Below are 19713 nucleotides of genomic sequence, written 5' to 3'. Positions count from 1 at the left end.
CGGCCGCCATGCCGGCGCAGTCGCCGACGTTGTCGCCCACGTTGTCGGCGATCACGGCGGGGTTGCGCGGGTCGTCCTCGGGGATGCCGGCTTCCACCTTGCCCACCAGGTCGGCGCCCACGTCGGCGCCCTTGGTGAAGATGCCGCCGCCCAGGCGCGCGAAGATGGAAATGAGCGAGCTGCCGAAGGCCAGGCCGATCATCGGCTGCATGGCCGCCTGCACGGTTTCGGCGGTCGGCACGGCGCCGCCCATCACGAACCAGAAGTAGCCGGCCACGCCCAGCAGGCCCAGGCCCACCACCAGCATGCCGGTGATGGCGCCGCCCTTGAAGCTGACGTTGAGCGCGGTGTTGAGGCTCACCGTGGCCGCCTGCGCCGTGCGCACGTTGGCGCGCACCGAGACGAACATGCCGATGAAGCCGGCCGCTCCCGACAGGATGGCGCCGATGGCGAAGCCGATGGCCGTGGGCCAGCCCAGGCCGGGCACGAAGCCGATGACCAGGAACAGCACCACGCCGACCAGGGCGATGGTGCGGTACTGGCGGCTGAGATAGGCGCCCGCGCCTTCCTGCACCGCCGCCGCGATCTGCTGCATGCGCTCGTTGCCGGCGGGCTGCGCCACGATCCAGCGCGCCACGAAGATGCCGTAAAGAATGGCGACCGCCGCACAGGCGACCGCGATGATCAAACCGTACTGCTCGAACATGCCAACCCTCCCCAGAGTCAAACAGTGAACAAACGTAAGCGGCCGGTCGGCCGCCCTGCCCGAGTATGGCAAGGTCGGGGAGGGGGCGCCACAGAACCGGTCCGTGGCGCCGGGGCGGGGCTCAGTCCACCTTTTCGCCGGTGCGGTCCTTGAGCTTCTTCTTGGCGTTGGCCGCGTCGAAGGCCGCCTGGTCGGACGGCGACAGGTTGCCCTGGCCGGCGAACACGCCCATCGAGATCGTGCCCGCGACGTAGTAGGTCTCGCCGGGCTCCACCTCGAGCGCCAGCGTGTCGTCCTTGCCCTCGGAGCGGGCGTGGTACTGGTGTGCGCCGGCCGGGACGTCGGCGACGAAGAAGCTGCCGTTCGACAGCTTGCCCAGCACGGCCTCGCCTTCGCGCACCTTGAAGCTGATGGCGCCGCCAGCGAACTTCTTCGGGCGGAAGAAGACGATGCGGCCGGTCTGCGGCGTGGCTTCGGCCGCAGCCGGCTCGGCCGGTTCGGTGGCCTCGGTCGCGGGCGCGGTCGTCGTGGCGTCGGTACCGGCTTCCTGCGCCGACGCGGCGGAGCCGAAGCAGAGGGCGAGGGCGAGCAGCATGGCGCGCGTGGTGGTCATGGTCATTCGGTGGATTCCCCGGTGGTCGTGGTTTGGGTGGTGGGTGTTTCGGGTGTTGCGTCTTCGGGCACGGCCGGCAAGTCGGCCGCCTCCCGGAGCCTTGCGCCGACCAGCGTGCCAGCCGGGATTTCGACTTCACCACCGCGCACCAGGAAGCCCGCGGGCCCCGCGGCCACGGCCACGGCCAGGGCGGGCTTGCCGCGGTCGCGGCCGACGCCGGCGTTGAACGAGCGCAGCGGCAGCACGGCGCCGTCCCACTCGAGGTGGCGCGCCGCGAGTATCAGTTCCCCCGCCTGGCCGCCGGCCTTGGCGCGGTCGGCGTGGATGACTTCGCCCATCGCCAGGGCGCCCGCCGGCACCAGCAGGTGGCCCTCGATGCGAAGGGGTTCAACCAGCCGCAAGGGGAAACGGTCGCCGCGACGGCTCGTCTTCGAGTTCACCGAGTCCACCATCTCGAACACCAGCTCGGTTCCCGCGGGCACGTGGATTCGCGCCGCGGCTTCGACGGCCAGGGCGTCGCCCGCCAGCCACGAGGCGGCCAGGCAGGACAGGGCGATCCATCGGAGTCGGTTCATGGGCGTCGGCGCGTGGCAAAGGGCGACCGTAGCAGCGCGGTCGCCGGGCGCGACATGCGAGCTTGTCTCATGGACGCCGCGCGGGCGGCGTGCAGTCGTCGGCGCGCGGCCGCAGGGGGCCCGGGTCAAGCGCGGCGAGGTTCCAGGCCGCCTGCCGGTGGCTGGGGTCCAGGCGGAGCGCGCAGCGGTAGGCCGCGGCGGCGCCGCCCAGGTCGCCGGCGGATTGGCGCGCGTAGCCAAGGTTGCTCCAGGGCCGCGCCTTGGCGGGCGACCTCGCCACGGTGGCTTCCCACAGCGCCAGTTCGCTGCGCCAGTCTTCGTTGCGGCGCTGCGCCTGCAGGCCCATGCACAGCGCCAGCGCCAGCAGGCCGGCGCGGCCGAGGCGGCGCCAGCCGACCTGCAGCAGCGGCACCACCAGCAGCAGCGCCAGGCCGGGCAGGGCCAGGTAGAGATGGCGGTCGTTGGCCAGGTCGAAGCGCGGCAGCAGCGAATTCGTCGGCGCCAGCTGCAGCGCCATCCAGGCCAGGCCGAAGCCCAGCCAGGGCCAGCGGCGGCGCGAGAGCAGTGCGATCACCGCGGGCAGCGCCACCCCGGCCAGCGTTGCCGCGCCGGCGGACGTGAGGCCGGTGGGCGCGTGCAGGTCGGGGTCCACGTTCGGCGGCAGCACCAGCAGGGCCTGCCCGGCGAGGTAGCGCAGGCCTTCGGTTTGCGCCAGCAGCTGCTCCAGCGGGCCGCGCGCGCCGACGCTGTAGTGCAGGAAGCGCGCGTAGGCGCCGGTGGCCAGCGCCGCGACCAGGGCCAGGGCCAGCACGGCAAAGTGCGGAGCGAGGCCGCGCAAAGCCGCGCGCGGCGACGCACCGGCGAACCACGCGAACAGGAACAGCACCGCCGGCAGCGTCACCGCCGTCTCGCGCACGCCCAGCGCCAGCGCGAACAACAGCGGCGAGGCCAGCGCCGACAGCGCGCGGTGGCCGCGTTGCTGGCCTTCCGCGAAACACAGCAGCGAAGCCAGCCAGGGCAGCGCCATCAGCGACACCGAGCGGCCGCTGAGGTAGGTCACCGCCTCGGTGGTGGCGGGATGCAGCGCGAACAGCAGCGCCAGCCACCAGGCCGCGTCGGCCGGCAGGCGCGGCGCCGCCAGCGCCGCCAGCCAGTGCCGCGCCAGCGCCCAGACCAGCAGCGTGTTGGCGGCGTGCACCGCCAGGTTCGCCGCATGGAAACCCCAGGGCGAGGGCGAGGCGGCCCAGTTCAGCGCGTAACTGAGTTTGAGCAGCGGCCGGATGCCCGGCATCGACTGCCACCACGCGGCCAGCCCGTGCACCTGCGGGTTGTCGACGATGATGTTGTAGTCGTCGAACTGGAAAGGGCCGGCCAGGCTGTTCGCATAGACCAGCGCCACGGCGGCCAGCAGCACCAGCGTGCCCAGCGCCGCGGCGGGCGCCGACAGCGGCTTCATCGCGCGCCGGGCGCCGGCGTGCGGCGGGCTTCGTCGAAGGCCAGCTCGAGCAGGGCCACGGTGTCCCACCAGCGGTCGGGTGCGTGCAGCAGGATGGCCAGCACCTCGTGGCCGTCGCGTTCGGCCAGCGCGATCAGGCAGCGGCCGGCGCCGGGCGTGAAGCCGGTCTTGAGGCCGATGGCGCCGGGGAACTGGCCCAGCAGCGCATTGGTGCTGCGCACCGAGAAGGCGCGGCCGTCGAGGCTCTTGAACGCGAAGTCCTCGCGCTTCGCGTCGGCGGCGATCAGCGGCTCGGCCATCGCCGCGCGCGCGAGCTTCGCCAGGTCGCGCACGCTGCTGGCCTGGCCCGGCGCGTCATGGCCGCAGGCGTTGGCGAAGGTGGTGTCGTGCATGCCCAGTTCGGCGGCGCGGGTGTTCATCATGGCCACGAACGTGGCCAGATCGCCGCCGCGCCAGTCGGCCAGCGCGCGGCAGGCGTCGTTCGCCGAGCGCACCAGCATGGCGGTGAACAGGTCGGAGGCGCGGAAGCGTTCGCCGGCGCGCAGGCCGAGGCGGGTGCCGGTGGCGGCCGCGGCGCCGCGGCTTACCACCACGGTGCCGTCGAGCTGGCCGTGTTCGGCCAGCAGCAGCGCCGTCATCAGCTTGGCCAGGCTGGCCATGGGCAGCGGCTGGTCGGGCTGGCCGGCCCAGGTGGGCCGGCCGTCTATTTCCACCCAATAGGCGCGGGCGACGCTGGGGTAGGCGTCGCGGGGCGCGCTGGCCTGCGCGGCGGCGCAAGCCAGGCACAGCAGCGCCGCGATCAGCCAGCGGGCCAAGGGCTCAGCCGCCGATGAGGTCCCGGGCGGACTTGAGGCGGTCGCGCCAGGACGGCTTCTTCTCTTCCTCGGGCTTGGGCTGCTCGCGCGCCGGCTCGCCGGCCGGGCCGCGGTTGCCCGGGGCGCCCTGGTTGCGCTGCTGCAGCGAACCCGCGGCGTAGCGGCTGCAGAAGCTGCCGTAGGGCGAGCTGCGCAGCGCGGTGAAGTCACGGCCGGCGCAGTGCTTGGCGGCGGCGGCCTGGGCCTGGACCGGGCAGCTCTGCACCATGAAGTCGCCGTCCTTGAGCGGGTCGGCCGCGGCGCAGGCCTTGGCGACCAGCTCGGGGCAGTAGTCGGTCAGGAAGGCGTAGTCCTTGGCCTTCTCGGCCATCGGGCAGGCCTTGGCGATGGCGGCCTGGCGCGAGGTGCCGCAGGCCGCGAACGCGTCCCAGAAGCTGGTGGTGCCGGCCGGCATGTTGGCGCGGTTGTAGTCGCCGGTGCGGATGTACTTCGGGTTCAGCGACTGCGCCAGCATGGCGCTGCAGTACTTGCCCTTGTCGGAGGCGCACATGGCGTCCGGGCCGGTGAAGTGCTGGTAGAGCATCGGGTCGGGCGTGCGCAGCATCTCGCCGCAGGTCTTGGCCAGCATGGCGCGGCCCTGGGCCTCGGGCGATTCGGTGGCCAGGTCGCAGTCGCGGATCTTCTTGCCCTCGAACGACATGTTCATGGTCATGCCGTCCGCGCCCTCGGTGCGCATGCGCATCTTGCCTCGGTAGGCCTCGGGGCCGAGCTGCTCGAATTCGCCGGTGGCGGTCATCGGGTTCTCGCCGCGGCAGGTCATCGAGTAGGTGGACTTGTTCCCGACCACGCGGAAGTCGGTGACGGTGCAGTTCTCGTCGGCCGGCACCATCTTGTCGCTGGCCTGGTTCTTCGGGCCGCACACCTCGACCGCCTTCGACGGCATCTGGATCGGCATGCCGTCCACTTCCATCTTCGTGGTCACGCGGTAGAGGTTGCCGGTGCCGGCCTGGGCCAGGGCGGCGCCGGTGGCCAGCAGGCCGAGGGCCAGGACCGGGGCGATGAGGAAGCGATACGGTTTCACGGGGTTCTCCGGGGATCGGTGCGACATGAAGGGGTGAATGCTCCCAGTCGCGCCCGGCCCGCGGATGTGCCGGTGGTCACCGGCACCCGCCAGCCAGCGCGGCCGGTTCAGCCAGCGAAGGCGGGAAGCTTCTTCGGCACGGCTGACAGCTTGAGACGAACGTATTTCGGCAGGCCGTCCGGCCCGTACGGCGGCGGCGCCTCGCCGCGCACCAGCGGTTCGAGGTAGCGGCGGCAGGCCGGGGTGATGCCGAAACCCGAGGCGTCGATGAAACCCTTGGGCATCTTCTTCTCGTGGTTGGCGATGTCCGACAGCGGCGCCGGCGCCACCTTCCAGCGGTAGGGCTTGTCCGCCAGGCGAACAATGGCCGGCATCACGCCGTTCAGGCCCTTGAGCGCGTACTCCACCGCGGCCTTGCCCACGGCCTGGGCGTGCGCCAGGTCGGTCTTCGAGGCCAGGTGGCGGGCGGAGCGCTGCAGGTAGTCGGGCACGGTCCAGTGCACCTTCAGGCCCAGCTTGTCTTTCACCGTGGCGGCCAGCAGCGGGCCGACACCGCCCAGCTGGCTGTGGCCGAAGGCGTCCTTGCCGCCGCCGGCGTCGGCGACGAAGCGGCCGTCGGCGTGGCGGATGCCCTCGGACACCACCACCACGCAGTGGCCCACGCGCGCGACGACGGACTTCACCTTCGCCAGGAAGGCGGATTCGTCGTAGGCGACCTCGGGGAACAGGATGATGTGCGGCGCGGCGTCCTTGCCCTGGCCGGCCAGGCCCGCGGCGGCGGCCAGCCAGCCGGCGTGCCGGCCCATCACTTCGTAGACGAAGACCTTGGTGGAGGTGTCGGCCATGGCCTCCACGTCCAGCGCGGCTTCGGCCACCGACACCGCGGTGTACTTGGCCGCCGAACCGAAGCCCGGGCAGCAGTCGGTCACCACCAGGTCGTTGTCCACGGTCTTGGGCACGCCCACGCAGGTGAGCGGGTAGCCGGAGGCCGCGGCCAGCCTCGAGAGCTTGAGCGCGGTGTCGGCCGAATCGTTGCCGCCGTTGTAGAGGAACCAGCGCACGTCGTGCGCCTTGATCACCTCGAGCAGGCGCGCGTACTTCGCGGCGTCCTCCTCGAGCGACTTGAGCTTGTAGCGGCAGGAGCCGAAGGCGCCGCCGGGGGTGTGGGCCAGGGCCCGGATGGCCGCGGCCGATTCCTTCGAGGTGTCCACCAGGTCCTCGCGCAGGGCGCCGAGGATGCCGTTGCGGGCGGCCAGGACCTTGACCTTGCGGGCCCGGGCGGCCTGGATGACGGCCCCGGCGGTGGCGTTGATGACGGCGGTGACCCCGCCGGACTGCGCGTAAAGGAGCGTTCCCTTGCCCATGTTTTCCTGCCTTTCATTGACTTGAGCCGCCTCGGCCAGTAGCGTTTCCATGTCCGCACGGCCTGTCGGCGGCCCCACTATAGCCAAAAGGGGTTAAGACGGCGCCGTGCGTCCTTGTTTACAGGGGTTTGAAGCATGCGACTGGTACTTCTCGGCGCGCCCGGTTCGGGCAAGGGCACGCAGGCCGCCAGGCTGCGCGAGCACCTGCAGGTGCCGCACATCTCCACCGGCGACCTGCTGCGCGCCGCCGTGAAGGCCGGCACCCCGCTGGGCCTGCAGGCCAAGGCGGTGATGGAGGCCGGTGGCCTGGTGTCCGACGAGATCGTGCTGGGCATGCTCGAAGAACGCCTGACCGCCGGCGACACCGGCAACGGCTTCATCCTCGACGGCTACCCGCGCAACCTGGCCCAGGCCAATGCGCTCGACGCCCTGCTGAAGAAGCTGCACCAGCCGATGGACATCGCCATCCAGCTCGACGTCGACACCGAGCTGCTCATTTCGCGCCTGGCCGGCCGCGCCCAGGTCGAAGGCCGCGCCGACGACAGCCCGGAAGCCGTTCGCAACCGCCTGAAGGTCTACAACGAGGCCACCGCGCCCGTGGTGGACTACTACCGCAACGCCGGTCGCCTGGCCTGCCTCAATGGCGTCGGCGCGATGGACGAGGTGTTCCAGCGCATCCTGGAAGCCCTGGCGCCCACGCCCGAAGTGGGCTGAGCCCGCCCGCGGTGGTGGCGCTGCTGCGCCCCCTGTTCGAACTCTGCCTCCTGCGGCGCGGGCCGCAGGACCTGCCGTATTCGCCGCCGGCCGTCGCCGGCTACGCCGTGGCGCTGATGGCGCTGCAGCTGGCCATGGGCGCCACCTCCGAGGCGCCGCCACTGCAACTGGCCGCGCGGGTGGCGGTAACGGCCTTCATGCTGTTCGGCGTCACCCAGGGCCTGCTCAGGCTGCGTGGGCTCGAAAACCGGGCGGTGCAGACGCTGCTGGCCCTGGCCGGCAGCGGCCTGCTGTTCACCCTGGCCATGCTGCCGGCGGCGCTGGCCCTGCGGCCTTACGTGGACGTGGAGCAGCCGCCCGCCAGCGCGATGCTGCCGGGCCTGGCGGCGCTGGCGTTGTTCGTGTGGAAACTGCGGGTCGAGGCCAGCATCTGGCGGCAGGCGCTCGACATCCGCCGCGGCCAGGCGCTGGCGCTGGCGATCGCGCTGGTGCTGCTGGAACTGATGCTGCTGCTTTGGCTGGCGCCGCCGGTTCCCGCGGCCGCGGCTTGATGACATCCTGAGACCATGAAACTGCACATCCTCGGCATCTGCGGCACCTTCATGGGCGGCGTGGCCGCCCTCGCGCGCGAACTCGGCCACGCGGTCGACGGCAGCGACCAGAACGTCTACCCGCCCATGTCCACCCAGCTCGGGCAGCTGGGCATCGGCCTGCATTCGGGCTACGCGGCCGCGCACATCGCCGCCGGCACCGACCAGGTGGTGGTGGGCAACGCGCTCTCGCGCGGCAACCCGGCGGTGGAGCACGTGCTCGACGCCGGCCTGCGCTACACCTCGGGCGCGCAGTGGCTGAGCGAAAACGTGCTGCCCGGCCGCGAAACGCTGGCGGTGGCCGGCACCCACGGCAAGACCACCACCACCTCCATCCTGGCCTGGCTGCTCGACGCCGCCGGCCGCGATCCGGGTTTCCTGGTGGGCGGCGTGCCGGAGAACTTCGGCGTCTCGGCGCGGCTTGGCACGGGCCGCGAATTCGTGGTCGAGGCCGACGAATACGACACCGCCTTCTTCGACAAACGCAGCAAGTTCGTGCACTACCGGCCCACCGTGGCCATCCTCAACAACCTCGAGTACGACCACGCCGACATCTTCCCCGACCTGGCCGCCATCCAGCGCCAGTTCCACCACCTGGTGCGCATCGTGCCGGGCCGCGGGCGGCTCATCGTCAACGGCGAGGACGCGGCGCTGGCCGAAGTGCTGGCCATGGGCTGCTGGACGCCGGTGGAAACCTTCGGCCTCGACGGCGGCTTCGACTGGACCGCGCGCCTGCACACCGCCGACGGCACGCACTTCGACGTGCTGCACCGTGGCGTCGTGGTGGGCACGGTGCGCTGGCCGCTGGTGGGCCGGCACAACGTGATGAACGGCCTGGCCGCCATCGCCGCCGCCAACGCGGTGGGCGCCGACCTCGCGCGCGCCATCCCGGCGCTGTCGGACTTCGTGAGCGTGAAGCGCCGGCTGGAAGTGCTGGGCGAGCGCGGCGGCATCACCGTGTACGACGACTTCGCCCACCACCCCACCGCCATCCGCACCACGCTCGAAGGCCTGCGGGCCCGCGTGGGCGCGGCGCGCATCGTGGTCGCGATGGAGCCGCGCAGCAATTCCATGCGCCTGGGCGCGCATGCCGCGCAGATCGCGCCGTCGCTCGACCAGGCCGACGCCGTCGTCTTCCTGCACCGCCCCGAACTGGCTTGGGACGCGGGCAAGGTGGTGGGCGCGCTGCGCGGCGAAGGGCAAACCGTGCCCGACGCCGACGCGCTGCTGGCCGCGCTGGGCCGCCGCTGCCGCGCCGGCGACCACGTGGTGTTCATGTCCAACGGCGGCTTCGACGGCGCGCCGCGCCGCTTCCTGGCGCAGCTGGCGGGCTGAGCCGTGGCGCTGGCGGAGCTGCCGCTGTTTCCGCTCGGCCAGGTGCTGTTCCCGGGCGGCGGGCTGGGCCTGCGCATCTTCGAGCCGCGCTACCTCGACCTGGTCAAGCGCTGCGGCCGCAGCGGCGAGGGCTTCGGCATCTGCCTGATCCTGGCGGGGCGCGAAGTCGGCGAGCCGGCCATCCCGGCGGCGGTGGGCACCGAGGCCGCCATCGTCGACTTCGCCATGACCGAGGACGGCCTGCTGGGCCTGACGGTGGAAGGCCGCCGCCGTTTCCACGTCGAACGCACGCGGGTGCGCGACGACGGCCTGATCGTCGCCGACGTGCGCTGGCTGGAAGAGCCTGGGGTGGAACCGCTGCGCGACGAACACGCGCTGCTCTCGGTGCTGCTGGCGCGCATCATGGACAAGGCCGGCGTGGAGCACGAAGGCCCGGGCAAGGGTTCGCTGGCCGATGCGGCCTGGGTGGGCTGGCGCCTGGCCGAATGGCTGCCGCTGGCGCCGGCCGAGCGCCAGGCGCTGCTGCAGCTCGACGACCCGCACGCGCGCCTGCAGCAGCTGGTCGAGCGGTTGCCCGACTTCCAGCCCGAGTAGGCGGGCTCAGCCCGCCGGGGCTTCCGGCGAACGCAGGCGCAGCACGCGCTGGCCGTCGTCGCGGCGCGCGTCGAGCGCCGATTCCATTTCGCCCACGTCGTGGCGCAGGCCGTCGAGCAGCGCGTCCTCGCCGGGCAGCGCGCGCCAGTAGCTGAAGAAATCCAGCCGGCGGGTGAATTCAAGGTCTTGCACCGTGCCGATCCACAGCGGCTGGTCGCCGGGCTGCAGCAGCACCGGGCTGGCCCACAGGCGCAGCACGCGGATGCGGCCGGCGGCGTCGTCGCGGCGCGCCATCACCAGCACTTCGCCGCGGCCCTGGTGGGTGGCCGAGAGAACCGGCAGTTCGTGCGGCGTCACGTCCTTGTCGAGCGTCTGCAGCAGGCCGTACCAGCCGCCGGTGGCGTAGTTTTCCCAGCCCGACAGCAGCAGGCGCGCGCGCAGCGAGTCGAGCGGGCCGGCCAGCTGCACGTTCAGCGGCCAGGCGTCACGGCCGTGCAGTTCGTTGCGGCGCGCCGGCAGGCTTTCCTGCCAGTCGTCGCGCCACCAGGCGTCCATGGCCACCGGCGCGCCCGCCATCGGCGGCTGGAAGCGCAGCAGCATTTCGTCGGCGCTGCGGCTGCCGTGCCAGGTGGCCATGGCCAGGATGGCCACGAAGAACACCGTGGCGGTGGGGCGCACCCAGAACGAGCGCACCACGCGCCGGCGGTAGGCGATGCCGAGCGCCGCGATCCACAGCAGGCCGAGCAGGGTGCCGGCCAGCACGTCGCTGAGCCAGTGCGCGCCCAGGTACAGGCGCGAGAAGCCCAGCAGCGCCACCACCAGGCCGGCCACCACGTAGGGCCAGGCGCGGTTGCGGCCCGGCAGCTCGCGCGCGATCAGCACCGCGAAGAAGCCGTACACCACCGTGGCCAGCGTGACCGAGGCCGAGGGGAAGCTGAAGCCGAACACCGCGGTGGAGGCCGGCGGCTTGGGCATGTCCAGCAGGTAGCCCAGGAACCAGGTGAGCACCAGCGCGAATCCCGGCGCCGCCAGCCAGTGCCAGGCCGCGACGCGGCGCCGGCGCCACATCAGCCACGCGAACACGCCCAGCACCGCCGGGGTGAGCACCGCGGCGTCGCCCAGCGTGGCCAGGAAGGCCATGGGGATGTCGGCCAGCGGGTTGCGCAGGCCGAACATCAGCTGGTGCACGGTGAGGTCGAGCTGCGAGGGCGCGCTGCCGCCGCCCACCGAGATCAGGATGTGGAAAAACCCCCAGCCGGCCAGGCCCAGCACGATGGCCAGCAGCGCCAGCGAGGCCGATTCCGGGCGGTTCGGGTCGATCAGCGCTTCCGAATAGCGGCCCAGCACGGGATGACGGTGCGACCAGGCCAGCGCGCGCTCGAGCAGCTCGGTGGCATGCGCGCCCAGCCAGCGCCAGGTGTAGAACACCGTGGCCCAGATGCCCGCCACCAGCACCAGCACCACGGCCAGCACGATGGCCAGGCGCCCGGCCACCGCGGCCACCAGGTCGAGCGAGGTGCCGAACACCCAGCCCGGCGCCAGGAACGTGGCCGACCACACCGCCGCCGCGAACGCGCTGGCGGGCACGTACTGGCGCAGCTTCATCTTCAGCATGCCGGCGATGGCCGGCACGAAGGGACGGATGGCGCCGACGTAGCGCGCCATCACGATGCTCTTCATGCCGTGGCGGCGGAAGGTGACTTCGCCGCGCTCGAGCCATTGCGGATGCTTGTGGAAGGGCCAACGCTGGCGCAGCTGCGGGCCATAGCGGTGGCCTACCCAGTAGCTGATGCCGTCGCCGGCGAAGGCGCCCAGGGTGGCGCAGGCCAGCGCGTAACCTCCGTCCACATGGCCCAGGCCCACCAGCGTGCCCACCGCGAACAGCAGCGGCACGGCGGGGATGGCCACGCCGACGATCACCAGCGCGTCGCCGAAGGCGATCAGGAAGATCACCAGGCCCGCGGCAAGCGGGTTCTGGGCGATCCAGGCGACGAGCGCTTCGAGCCGGGCGGAATCCATGGGGTGGGATTATAGGCTGGCCATCAGGGCGCCCGGTTTACACTTAAGTCCAGAGTCCGGGAGAACCCCATGTCCACACTGCGCGGCAAGACCCTCTTCATCACCGGTGCCTCGCGCGGCATCGGCCTGGCCATCGCCCTGCGCGCGGCGCGCGACGGCGCCAACGTGGCCATCGCCGCCAAGTCCGGCGTGCCCAATCCCAAGCTGCCCGGCACCATCCACACGGCCGCGGCCGCCGTCACCGAAGCGGGCGGCCAGGGCCTGGCCCTGCAGTGCGACATCCGCGAGGAAGACCAGGTGCAGGCCGCGGTGGCAGCCACCGTGGAGCGCTTCGGCGGCATCGACGTCCTGGTCAACAACGCCAGCGCCATCTGGCTGCAGGGCGCGCTGGAAACGCCGATGAAGCGCTTCGACCTGATGCAGCAGGTCAACAGCCGCGGCAGCTTTCTGTGCGCCCAGGCCTGCCTGCCGCACCTGCTCAAGGCGGCCAACCCGCACATCCTCACGCTGGCGCCGCCGCCCAACCTGGACCCGAAGTGGTGGGGCCCGCACACCGGCTACACGCTGGCGAAGATGGGCATGAGCTTCGTCACGCTGGGGCTGGCGGCCGAATTCGGCTCGCGCGGCGTGGCGGTGAACGCGCTGTGGCCGCGCACCGTCATCGCCACCGACGCGCTGAAGATGATCCCGGGCACCGAGCCGGCCAAGTGCCGCACGCCGGAGATCATGGCCGACGCCGCCCACGCCGTGCTCACCCGCCCCGCGGCAGGATTCGCCGGCCAATTCCTGGTGGACGAAGCGGTGCTGCGCGAAGCCGGTGTCACCGACTTCAGCCGCTATGCCGTGGACCCGTCCCAGCCGTTGCTGCCGGACCTGTTCCTGGACGACCCCGAACTGATGGAGGCCCTGCGCCGATGAAATACCTGCACGCCATGGTGCGCGTCCGCGACCTGGACGCTTCGCTGCGCTTCTACCGCGACGCCCTCGGGCTGGTGGAAACCCGCCGCCGCGACTACCCGCAGGGCCGCTTCACCCTGCTGTACCTGGCCGCGCCCGCGAACCCCGACGTCGAGGTGGAGCTCACCTACAACTACGACGACGAGGACTACGGCGGCGCCCGCAACTTCGGCCACCTGGCCTTCGAGGTGGACGACATCTACGCCGCCTGCGAGCGGCTGCAGGCCCATGGGGTGGTGGTGAACCGCCCGCCGCGCGACGGCCGCATGGCCTTCGTGCGCTCGCCCGACCAGATTTCCATCGAGCTGCTGCAGAAGGGCGAGGCGCTGCCGCCGGCCGAGCCCTGGGCGTCGATGCCCAACACCGGCGCCTGGTGAATCAGGGCGCCGGCAACTCCGCGCCGCAGCGGCGGCAGTGCGCTGCATCGGGTTCGTGTTCGGCGAGCCTGCAGCCTTCGCAGGCCACCTTGCGGTGCTCGCGCAGCCCGGCCGCCAGCTCGGCGGTGTAGATGCCGGTGGGCACGGCGATGATGCCGTAGCCGATCAGGATGAGCACCGAGGTGATGAAGCGGCCCAGCGCCGTCACCGGCGCGATGTCGCCGAAACCCACGGTGGCCATGGTCACGATGGCCCAGTACATCGACACCGGGATGGAAGTGAAGCCGTTTTCCGGCCCTTCCACCACGTACATGGCCGCGCCGAACACCACCACCAGCGTCAGCACCGCCATCAGGAACACCGCGATCTTCCGCCGCGAGCGGTAAAGCGCCGACAGCAGCGCGCCGCTGGCCTCGGTGTACTGCATCAGCTTGAGCACGCGGAAGATGCGCAGGATTCGCAGGATGCGCACCACCAGCAGCGCCTGGCTGCCGGGCAGGAACAGCGACAGGTAGGTGGGCAGGATCGAGAGCAGGTCGACGATGCCGTAGAAGCTCAGCGCATAGCGCAGCGGGTTGCGCACCACCGCCAGGCGCACCGCGTATTCCACCGTGAACAGCAGGGTGAAGCCCCACTCGGCGATGTAGAACCAACGAGCCCAGCGGGCGTGCAGCTCGGCTTCGGAGTCGAGGATCACCACGAACACGCTGGCGACGATGGCGCCGATCAGGATCAGGTCGAAGCGGCGCGGCGCGCCGGCGTCGTGGCGGAAGATGATGTCGAACCAGCGCGCGCGCCAGCCGTGCTCGCTGGCTGGGCCGAAGTCCTTGCCGGCGAAGCGGGTGGGCGTCATGCGACCGCCGCGTCCAGCGCCTGGCGGAAGTCGGCCAGCAGGTCTTCCGCGGCCTCCAGGCCCACCGACACGCGCAACAGGTCGTCGGGGCTGAGCGCGTTGGCGCCCTCGATCGAGGCGCGGTGCTCGACCAGGGTTTCCGGCCCGCCCAGCGAGGTGGCGTTGATGGCCAGCTTCAGCGCGCCGGCCACGCGCAGCGCCGCCGCCCGGCCACCCTTCACGCGCAGGCTGAGCATGCCGCCGAAATCGGACATCTGCCGGGCGGCGACGTCGTGGCCCGGATGCGTGGCCAGGCCCGGGTAGTGCACGGCCGCGACCGCCGGGTGCGCGGCCAGCATCTCCGCCAGCGCGCGGGCGTTGCGGCAGTGCCAGGCCATGCGCGCCGGCAGCGAACGGCAGCCGCGCAGGATCAGCCAGGCGCTGAAGGGCGCCAGGATGGCGCCCGTGAGGTGGCGGCGGTGGAAGACGGTGTCGTGGAAGGCGTCGCGGCGCGCGAACACCAGCGCGCCACCCATCACGTCGCTGTGGCCGCCGAAGTACTTGGTGGTCGAATGCATCACCAGGTCGGCGCCCAGGGCCAGCGGGCGCTGCAGCACCGGCGTGGCGAAGGTGTTGTCGCAGGCCAGCAGGGCGCCGTGGCCGTGGGCGATGCCGGCCAGCGCGGCGATGTCGGCCACGCGCAGCTGGGGGTTCGAAGGCGTTTCGGCCCAGATCATCCGGGTATCCGGGCGAAGCGCCGCGCGCACCGCGGCCAGGTCGCCCATGTCCACCGCCGTGGTGGTGATGCCGCGCTGGGGCAGGAACTCGGCGCCCAGCACCCGCAGGCCGGTGTAGCAGTCCGACGGGATCAGCACGTGCGCGCCGTTGGGCAGCGACTCCAGCGCCGCCGCCATGGCCGCCATGCCCGAGCCGAAGGCCAGCGCCGCTTCGCCGCCTTCGAGCGCGGCCAGCGCGGCTTCCAGGCGGTCCTGGGTGGGGTTGGATTCGCGCTGGTACTCGTAGCCCGCGGCGCGCTCGCCGGCCGGGCCGTGGCGGAAGGTGGTGGCCAGGTGGATGGGCGGCGACACCGCGCCGGTGGCGGCGTCGGGTTCGCCGCCGGCGTGCACGGCCAGGGTTTCAATGCGGGTCATGGCGGGGCTCCAGCAGTTCGTATCCGGCAAGGTGGGCGCGCAGTCCGGGGACGTCGCGGTAAGTGTGCGCGAACAGCCCGGCGCGGCGCGCGCCCTTGGCGTTGTCGGGTTTGTCGTCGAAGAACAGGGCCTGCGCCGGCGCCACGCCGAGCTCGGCCAGGCAGCGGCGGAACAGCTCGGGCTCGGGTTTGGCCAGGCCGAACTGCGCCGAGCAGAACACCCGGTCGCCGAACAGCGGCGCCAGCGGCGGGCACAGCGCGGCCAGATGGTCGCGCAGCATCAGGCCGTTGTTGGTGAGGATGGCGAGGCGGGCGTGGCGCGACGCGGCGTCGGCCAGTGCGAGCACGGCGGCGTTGGCCTGCATGGCGGCGGCGCGGGCGGCCAGGCAGTCGTCCAGCGAAACGGCCACGCCGAGCCGGCGCGACAATTCTTCCAGCACGCCATCGGTGTCGACCTGGCCGAGGTCGGCCGAGCGTTCGAGGCCCGATTCGAACAGGGCCTCGTTCACGGCCGCCGGCGTCGCGCCGGTGCGTTCGGCCAGCACGCGCAGGCGCGGCGCGTGGTCGTAGTGCGCCAGCACGCCGTCCAGGTCGAACAGCACCAGCGCCGGGCGCCTCACCCCGCGCGGGCCTCGCGGAAGGCCTCGCGCGCGGCTTCGAGCGTGTGCGCCAGCTCGGCCTCGCCGTGTGCCGACGACAGGAAGCCGGCTTCGAAGGCCGAGGGTGCGAAATACACGCCGCGCTTGAGCATGGCGTGGAAGAAGCGGTTGAAGGCGGCGGTGTCGCAGGCCACCGCGTCGGCGAAGGTTTCGACCTGCCTGTCGGTGAAGAACAGGCCGAACATGGCGCAGCTGCGGGTGGTGGTGACCGCCACGCCGGCCTCGCGCGCAGCGGCCTCCAGGCCGTCGCAGAGCTTGTGGGTGTTCTGTTCGAGGCGCTCATAGAAGCCCGGTGCCTGGATCAGCTCCAGCGTGGCCAGGCCCGCGGCCATGGCCACGGGGTTGCCGCTGAGCGTGCCGGCCTGGTAGATCGGGCCGGCCGGTGCCACCTGGCGCATCAGGTCGGCGCGGCCGCCATAGGCACCCACCGGCATGCCGCCGCCGATGATCTTGCCGAAGGTGCTCAGGTCGGGCGTGACGCCGTAGCGCGCCTGCGCGCCGCCGAGCGCCACGCGGAAGCCGGTCATCACCTCGTCGAAGATCAGGATGGCGCCGTGCTTCGTGCACAGCTCGCGCAGGTGCTGCAGGTAGCCTTCGCGCGGCAGGATGCAGTTGGCGTTGCCGACGATGGGCTCGACGATCACGCCGGCGATCTCGCCGCCGACTTCGTCGAACAGCTTCGTGGCGGCTTCGAAATCGTTGTAGGGCAGGGTGAGCGTGAGGTCGGCCAGGGCCTTGGGCACGCCCGGGGAGTTGGGCAGGCCGAAGGTGAGCGCGCCGGAGCCGGCCTTCACCAGGAAGCTGTCGCCGTGGCCGTGGTAGCAGCCCTCGAACTTGACGATGCGGGTACGGCCGGTGGCGCCGCGGGCGAGGCGGATGGCCGACAGCGTGGCCTCGGTGCCCGAATTCACCATGCGCATCATCTGCATGGACGGCACCAGCCTGCGCACGGTTTCGGCCATTGTCACCTCGAGCGCGTTGGGTACGCCGAAGCTCAGGCCGTTGCGCATCGTGCGCGCCACCGCGTCGAGCACCTGCGGGTGCGCGTGGCCGGCGATCATCGGGCCCCAGCTGCCGATGTAGTCGACGTAGCGGTTGCCGTCCACGTCGATGAGGTAGGCGCCTTCGGCCTTGGCCGCGAAGAACGGCTCGCCGCCGACCGACTTGAAGGCGCGCACCGGCGAATTGACGCCGCCCGGCATCAGGTCGAGGGCGCGGGTGAAGAGGTCGTGGCTGGTGGCGGTGTTCATTCGGCTGGAGTCTCGTTACGGAAGGGGTTCAAAGGCGCGGCGGTAGGCGCGCACGGCGGCGGCCGGGTCGTCGGCGGCGAAAACGCCGGCGATGACGGCCAGGAAATCGGCGCCGGCGGCGACCAGGCCACGGGCATTGTCCGGGGTGATGCCGCCGATGGCCACCCGGGGAAGGCCGAGGCCGGCGCTGTCGCGCAGCAGGCCGGGGTGGGCGCGGCGGGCCAGCGGCTTGGTTCCCGAGGGGAAGAAGGCGCCGAAGGCGACGTAGTCGGCGCCGGCGGCGGCGGCTTCCCGGGCGCGGGCCAGGTCGTCGTAGCAGGAGGCGCCCAGGCGCAGGCCGGGCGCCGCGGCCCGGGCTTCGGCCAGGTCGCCGTCGTCGCCGCCCAGGTGGGCAGCCTCGGCGCCGATGTCGAGCGCCAGCCGCCAGTCGTCGTTCACCACCAGCGGAATCCCGGCTTCCCGGCACAGCACCAGCACGGCCTGCGCCTGTTCGCAGCGGAGGGCCGGGCTGGCGGCCTTGTTCCGGTACTGCAGCAGGGCGGGGCCTTCGGCCAGCGCGGGGCGCAGGCGCGCCAGCAGCCGCGTGGTGTCGGGCTCGTCGGGGGTGATCAGGTACAGGCCGCGCGGCGGCCAGGGGGTGGGGGCGTTCATTTCGGCGCGACCGTCCAGATGCGAGAATGGTAGCCGTTCCCGAGACTGCGAGACCGAAATGAGCACCAGCGAAGCCGCCACCGCCTACCGCACCTGGATGTGCGTGGTCTGTGGGTTCATCTACAACGAGGCCGACGGCCTGCCCGACGAGGGCATCGCGCCGGGTACCCGCTGGGAAGACATCCCGGACACCTGGGTGTGCCCCGACTGCGGCGTCACCAAGGACGACTTCGAGATGGTGCCCGCGGGCTGAGCCCTCGGTTCAGTTCAGGCGCGAGGGTGCGCCGCTGAGGTCGATCAGCGCCGAGCGCACCGATTCGACGTCGTCGGCCTCCGGCAGCAGCTGCAGGTAGCGCGCCAGGTCTTCGCGCGCGCCCTTCGCGTAACCCAGCTCGCGATAAGCCAGGCCGCGGTCGCGATGCGCCTCGGCGGTGTCGGGCGAAAGCTTGAGCAGGCGGTCGGCGCTGCGCGCCACGCGCTCCCAGTCGCCGCGCTCTAGGTACAGGCCCTTCAGGTTGCGCAGCATGCGCATCAGGATCATGCGGTGCGTGGCGGGCGCCAGGATCTGCAGCAGCTGCTGGTCGTCCGGCGGCTGCCCGCCGAGGTGCGGTGAAGCGCGCTCACGCAGTTCCTCGGCGCTCACCGGCCGGCCCTTGTTGAAGGGGTCGAGCACGAGGATGCCGTCGTCCACCGGCAGCCGCACCAGGAAATGGCCCGGGAACGACACGCCGTCGAGCGGCATGCCCAGGCGGCGGGTGACTTCGATCTGGATCACCGCCAGCGAGATGGGGATGCCCAGCTTCCGGTCGACCACCTGGTTGAGGTAGCTGTTGCGCGGGTCGTCGTACTGCTGGTTGTTGCCGGCGAAACCGATTTCCTCGAACAGGTAGCGGTTGATCGCGGTGAGGCGCGCGGGCAGGTCGACGTCGCCTTCCAGCTGCGGGCGCAGCGCGTCGGCGTAGGTGTCGACCTGCGCGGAATAGCCGGCGGGGTCGAGGTCGGGGTACTCGTCGCGCGCGATCAGCAGCGCGGTGTCGAGCAGCGGCAGCTCGTCGTCGCCGAGCGTGGCCAGCGCGTTCCAGTCGGGGAGGGCGTGTGGGGAGTGCATGCCTGCAATGTGGTCCCCTTCGCCGCTTGAATCAAGGTGCGCCGCGCTCCGGGATGCCGGGGCCGAAGGTGATGGCGTCGCCCGGCGCCACGCCCAGCGCGTTGGCCTGCCCGGCATTGAGTTCGAGCACGTACTGGGCCGGACCGTCGCTGGGATACGGCGGGCAGCGGTCGCCCAGCGAGCAGGCAGGCACGCCGCGCGACACCGACACCAGCTTGCGCGAGGCGTCGAAGTAGAAGATGTCGAGCGGGATGCGGGTGTTCTTCATCCAATAGGCCAGCGGGCGCTCGGCGTCGTGCACGAAGAGCATGCCGCTGCCGTCCGCCAGCTGGTCACGGAACATCAGGCCGCGGGCGCGTTCGTCGTGGTCGTCGGCGACTTCCACCGTGAACCGTTGCCCCTTGATCTCGACCCAGGGCTGGCCGCCGGACGCGCAACTGGCCAGGGGCGACAGCGCGAGCAGCGCCAGCGGGGCGATAGAAGGGCGCATTTGGATCTCCGGAAAGGCTTGAAAGGACGTTCGTGCATGCCCACGTACAGTGTCAAGGCGCGAGTCGCTGGCGGCGGGTGGCCTAACGAATGCGGCCGCCCCCCCTTCCCAATTCCGGAAGGCCCGGCTATAGTTCGCGCCCCTCGACGGCCAAGCCGCCGGCGGGGGTGAAAAAAGGACGAAACGAGGTGTTGACGTCCTCCAAAACTGCCGTATAATGTGCGGCTCCCTCGGGCGAAACGCCATGAGGAGCGGGGTTCAAAAGACCTCGCAAGTGATTGATCTTTGACAGTGTGCGCAGGAAATTTGTGCGGGCGCCTGCAGGGGATGGATGAGTCCATTTCTTGCAGACGTTCAGCCAAGAGCTTTAAGTCAAT

The 19713-nt window shown here is 71.6% G+C and carries 22 protein-coding genes; 7 read left to right on the top strand and 15 right to left on the bottom strand.

The window, feature by feature from the left end; all coding sequences use genetic code 11:
• From ACE3Q2_RS12475 to ACE3Q2_RS12445, 7 genes are all read right to left on the bottom strand, one after another.
• Positions 1 to 706 (bottom strand): sodium/proton-translocating pyrophosphatase (locus ACE3Q2_RS12475; RefSeq protein ID WP_374474347.1); only part of this gene is annotated, 706 nt, incomplete at its 3' end.
• Positions 707 to 827: 121 nt separating this feature from the next.
• Positions 828 to 1325 (bottom strand): DUF2846 domain-containing protein, encoded by a 498-nt coding sequence (locus ACE3Q2_RS12470; RefSeq protein WP_374474345.1) that lies wholly within the window; start codon positions 1323 to 1325, stop codon positions 828 to 830.
• Positions 1322 to 1894 carry a hypothetical protein gene (locus tag ACE3Q2_RS12465; RefSeq protein ID WP_374474343.1) on the bottom strand — a complete coding sequence of 191 codons (573 nt, stop codon included), beginning with the start codon at positions 1892 to 1894 and terminating at the stop codon, positions 1322 to 1324. Before ACE3Q2_RS12465 ends, ACE3Q2_RS12470 begins: the two co-directional genes overlap by 4 nt.
• 67 nt (positions 1895 to 1961) lie before the next feature.
• The gene (locus tag ACE3Q2_RS12460; RefSeq protein WP_374474342.1) at positions 1962 to 3350 is read right to left on the bottom strand and encodes a hypothetical protein; all 1389 of its coding nucleotides are present in this window, start codon (positions 3348 to 3350) and stop codon (positions 1962 to 1964) included.
• Positions 3347 to 4165, bottom strand: a complete 819-nt coding sequence (locus ACE3Q2_RS12455; protein WP_374474341.1) for a D-alanyl-D-alanine carboxypeptidase family protein — start codon at positions 4163 to 4165, stop codon at positions 3347 to 3349. Before ACE3Q2_RS12455 ends, ACE3Q2_RS12460 begins: the two co-directional genes overlap by 4 nt.
• 4 nt (positions 4166 to 4169) lie before the next feature.
• Entirely contained in the window at positions 4170 to 5246 is a 1077-nt protein-coding gene (locus tag ACE3Q2_RS12450) for a DUF3617 domain-containing protein (RefSeq protein ID WP_374474339.1), read from the bottom strand.
• Positions 5247 to 5353: 107 nt separating this feature from the next.
• Positions 5354 to 6610: a 6-phosphofructokinase gene (locus ACE3Q2_RS12445; RefSeq protein ID WP_374474338.1), complete on the bottom strand. Its 1257-nt coding sequence runs from the start codon at positions 6608 to 6610 to the stop codon at positions 5354 to 5356.
• 135 nt (positions 6611 to 6745) lie between these two features.
• On the opposite strand from ACE3Q2_RS12445, the gene ACE3Q2_RS12440 reads away from it, so the two are divergent.
• From ACE3Q2_RS12440 to ACE3Q2_RS12425, 4 genes are read left to right on the top strand one after another with little or no spacing between them, the layout of a single operon-like run.
• On the top strand, positions 6746 to 7324 hold the full coding sequence (locus tag ACE3Q2_RS12440) for an adenylate kinase (protein WP_043804107.1): 579 nt from the start codon (positions 6746 to 6748) through the stop codon (positions 7322 to 7324).
• A 14-nt stretch (positions 7325 to 7338) separates the two neighbouring features.
• The gene (locus ACE3Q2_RS12435; RefSeq protein ID WP_374474337.1) at positions 7339 to 7875 is read left to right on the top strand and encodes a hypothetical protein; all 537 of its coding nucleotides are present in this window, start codon (positions 7339 to 7341) and stop codon (positions 7873 to 7875) included.
• 15 nt (positions 7876 to 7890) lie between these two features.
• Entirely contained in the window at positions 7891 to 9249 is a 1359-nt protein-coding gene (gene mpl / locus ACE3Q2_RS12430; RefSeq protein WP_374474335.1) for a UDP-N-acetylmuramate:L-alanyl-gamma-D-glutamyl-meso-diaminopimelate ligase, read from the top strand.
• Positions 9250 to 9252: 3 nt separating this feature from the next.
• The gene (locus ACE3Q2_RS12425) at positions 9253 to 9843 is read left to right on the top strand and encodes an LON peptidase substrate-binding domain-containing protein (protein WP_374474334.1); all 591 of its coding nucleotides are present in this window, start codon (positions 9253 to 9255) and stop codon (positions 9841 to 9843) included.
• Between the two features lie 6 nt (positions 9844 to 9849).
• On the opposite strand, the gene ACE3Q2_RS12420 is transcribed toward ACE3Q2_RS12425, so the two are convergent.
• Entirely contained in the window at positions 9850 to 11862 is a 2013-nt protein-coding gene (locus tag ACE3Q2_RS12420) for a VTT domain-containing protein (protein WP_374474332.1), read from the bottom strand.
• A gap of 69 nt (positions 11863 to 11931) precedes the next feature.
• Here ACE3Q2_RS12420 and ACE3Q2_RS12415 point away from each other — a divergent pair, with 69 nt between their 5' ends.
• Positions 11932 to 12780, top strand: coding sequence for an SDR family oxidoreductase (locus ACE3Q2_RS12415; RefSeq protein ID WP_374474331.1), 849 nt, complete (start codon positions 11932 to 11934; stop codon positions 12778 to 12780).
• A complete protein-coding gene (locus ACE3Q2_RS12410; protein ID WP_374474329.1) occupies positions 12777 to 13196 on the top strand; it encodes a VOC family protein in 420 nt (139 codons plus the stop codon). The genes ACE3Q2_RS12415 and ACE3Q2_RS12410 overlap by 4 nt, the downstream gene beginning before the upstream one ends.
• Position 13197: 1 nt before the next feature.
• Here the strand turns inward: ACE3Q2_RS12410 and ACE3Q2_RS12405 are convergent, their stop codons facing one another.
• From ACE3Q2_RS12405 to thiE, 5 genes are read right to left on the bottom strand one after another with little or no spacing between them, the layout of a single operon-like run.
• The gene (locus ACE3Q2_RS12405) at positions 13198 to 14049 is read right to left on the bottom strand and encodes an ion transporter (protein WP_374474328.1); all 852 of its coding nucleotides are present in this window, start codon (positions 14047 to 14049) and stop codon (positions 13198 to 13200) included.
• A complete protein-coding gene (locus ACE3Q2_RS12400) occupies positions 14046 to 15179 on the bottom strand; it encodes a PLP-dependent aspartate aminotransferase family protein (RefSeq protein WP_374474326.1) in 1134 nt (377 codons plus the stop codon). Before ACE3Q2_RS12400 ends, ACE3Q2_RS12405 begins: the two co-directional genes overlap by 4 nt.
• The gene (locus ACE3Q2_RS12395; protein ID WP_374474325.1) at positions 15166 to 15798 is read right to left on the bottom strand and encodes an HAD-IA family hydrolase; all 633 of its coding nucleotides are present in this window, start codon (positions 15796 to 15798) and stop codon (positions 15166 to 15168) included. Before ACE3Q2_RS12395 ends, ACE3Q2_RS12400 begins: the two co-directional genes overlap by 14 nt.
• Entirely contained in the window at positions 15795 to 17087 is a 1293-nt protein-coding gene (hemL, locus tag ACE3Q2_RS12390; protein WP_374474324.1) for a glutamate-1-semialdehyde 2,1-aminomutase, read from the bottom strand. The genes ACE3Q2_RS12395 and hemL overlap by 4 nt, the downstream gene beginning before the upstream one ends.
• A gap of 15 nt (positions 17088 to 17102) precedes the next feature.
• Entirely contained in the window at positions 17103 to 17738 is a 636-nt protein-coding gene (gene thiE, locus ACE3Q2_RS12385) for a thiamine phosphate synthase (RefSeq protein ID WP_374474323.1), read from the bottom strand.
• Between the two features lie 58 nt (positions 17739 to 17796).
• On the opposite strand from thiE, the gene ACE3Q2_RS12380 reads away from it, so the two are divergent.
• Entirely contained in the window at positions 17797 to 17991 is a 195-nt protein-coding gene (locus tag ACE3Q2_RS12380; RefSeq protein ID WP_374474322.1) for a rubredoxin, read from the top strand.
• 9 nt (positions 17992 to 18000) lie between these two features.
• On the opposite strand, the gene ACE3Q2_RS12375 is transcribed toward ACE3Q2_RS12380, so the two are convergent.
• The gene (locus ACE3Q2_RS12375) at positions 18001 to 18846 is read right to left on the bottom strand and encodes a SirB1 family protein (protein ID WP_374474320.1); all 846 of its coding nucleotides are present in this window, start codon (positions 18844 to 18846) and stop codon (positions 18001 to 18003) included.
• Positions 18847 to 18877: 31 nt separating this feature from the next.
• Positions 18878 to 19336 carry a DUF192 domain-containing protein gene (locus tag ACE3Q2_RS12370; protein ID WP_374474319.1) on the bottom strand — a complete coding sequence of 153 codons (459 nt, stop codon included), beginning with the start codon at positions 19334 to 19336 and terminating at the stop codon, positions 18878 to 18880.
• Between the last annotated feature and the right edge of the window lie 377 nt (positions 19337 to 19713).

Source organism: Arenimonas sp. (genome assembly GCF_041913985.1).
Classification (GTDB): domain Bacteria; phylum Pseudomonadota; class Gammaproteobacteria; order Xanthomonadales; family Xanthomonadaceae; genus Arenimonas.
This window is presented reverse-complemented; position numbering and strand designations above follow the sequence as displayed.